The sequence below is a fragment of the Aquiflexum gelatinilyticum genome (assembly GCF_024741135.1).
Taxonomy (GTDB): Bacteria; Bacteroidota; Bacteroidia; order Cytophagales; family Cyclobacteriaceae; genus Cognataquiflexum; species Cognataquiflexum gelatinilyticum.
Map to the genome: position 1 here is coordinate 1 of NZ_JANSUY010000034.1, position 2,017 is coordinate 2,017.

Annotated in this window: 1 rRNA gene; it reads right to left on the bottom strand. The window is 53.3% G+C overall.

Going from position 1 to position 2,017, the window contains the following annotated elements:
* Positions 1–1,905: ribosomal RNA gene (locus NU887_RS21010) — 23S ribosomal RNA — on the bottom strand; the annotation flags it as partial.
* Between the last annotated feature and the right edge of the window lie 112 nt (positions 1,906–2,017).

Consider the following 2,017-nt stretch of genomic DNA (forward strand, 5'->3'; position numbering starts at 1 on the left):
GAATTTCGCTACCTTAGGACCGTTATAGTTACGGCCGCCGTTTACCGGGGCTTCGATTCAAACCTTCGCTTGCGCTGAGCTCCCCTCTTAACCTTCCGGCACCGGGCAGGTGTCAGGCCTTATACTTCCTCTTTCGAGTTCGCAAAGCCATGTGTTTTTGCTAAACAGTCGCCTGGGCCTTTTCACTGCGGCCTCCCTCACCGAAGTGAGGGTAGGCGCCCCTTCTCCCGAAGTTACAGGGCCATTTTGCCGAGTTCCTTAGCCATGATTCACTCGAGCACCTCAGGATCCTCTCCTTGACCACCTGTGTCGGTTTGCGGTACGGGCACGCGTATTCGCTTTTCTTGGAAGTTGCTTCCCCGGATTATCACTTCGGCCGAGGCCTCCGTGTACTATCCCACACTCTCATGTGGTTCAACGCACTATTCCGTCAGTGCGCACCGGGTACACCCCTACGTCGCTTTTATCATACGCGCGGTACAGGAATATTCACCTGTTGTCCATCGGCTGTCCCTTTCGGGTGCGCCTTAGGTCCCGACTGACCCTGATCTGATTAGCATTGATCAGGAAACCTTGGTCTATCGGTGTGCGGGTTTCCCACCCGCATTATCGTTACTTATGCCTACATTTGCTTTTCCAAAAGCTCCAGTGCACATCGCCATGCACATTCACCGCCGTTGGAATGCTCCCCTACCATTATACGTTGCCGTAAATCCTACGCTTCGGTACCACACTTGATGCCCGTTTATTATCGACGCCCTGCCGCTCGACCAGTGAGCTGTTACGCACTCTTTAAAGGAATAGCTGCTTCCAAGCTAACCTCCTGGCTGTCTAAGCAGCTGGACCACCTTTGTTCAACTTAGTGTGGATTTCGGGACCTTAGCGGTAGGTCTGGGTTCTTTCCCTCTCGGACTCGGACCTTAGCACCCAAGCCCTCACTGCCGTTACTGTATGGCGGCATTCGGAGTTCGTCAGGATTTGGTAGGATATGACTCCCCCTAGTCCTATCGGTAGCTCTACCTCCGCCATACATTCCACGACGCTGTTCCTAAAAACATTTCGGGGAGTACGAGCTATTTCTCAGTTTGATTGGCCTTTCACCCCTACCCACAGATCATCCGGAAGCTTTTCAACGCTTATCGGTTCGGTCCTCCACGGCGTCTTACCGCCGCTTCAACCTGTCCATGGGTAGATCACAAAGTTTCGCGTCTACCCCCACTGACTAAGCGCCCTGTTCAGACTCGCTTTCGCTCCGGCTGCGTGCATCCATGCACTTAACCTCGCCAGTGAGGAGTAACTCGTAGGCTCATTATGCAAAAGGCACGCCGTCACGGAATCGCTCCGCTCCGACCGCTTGTAGGCGCACGGTTTCAGGTTCTATTTCACCCCGTTATTCACGGTACTTTTCACCTTTCCCTCACGGTACTTGTTCACTATCGGTCTCTCAGGAGTATTTAGCCTTACCGGATGGTGCCGGCAAATTCAACCGGGATTTCTCCTGTCCCGGCCTACTCAGGATACCCGCCTCGTATCTCATGCTTCCCGTAAGGGGCTCTCACCCGCTATGGCCACAGTTCCCACTGTGTTCCGGTCACATTCAATACAATCCTGCAGGTCCTATAACCCCGCGCATGCCGTAACATGCACGGTTTGGGCTGTTCCGCTTTCGCTCGCCACTACTCACGGAATCACTGTTGTTTTCTCTTCCTGTGGGTACTTAGATGTTTCAGTTCCCCACGTTCGCCTTCCTTTTCGGAATATCCACATCGCTGTGGATGGGTTGCCCCATTCGGACATCCGCGGATCAAACCCCCTTGCAGGTCCCCGCGGCTTTTCGCAGCTTGGCACGTCCTTCTTCGCCTCTGAGAGCCTAGGCATCCCCCGTACGCCCTTGTTCACTTACTCTTTACATACATCCCCCTTTTGCTTCAAGGATATATGCAGTCTTCGTCCCTCTGTCCTTTCGGACAGAAAAACACTCTGTTGCATTCTCTGCTCAACATGTCAATGAACTTAT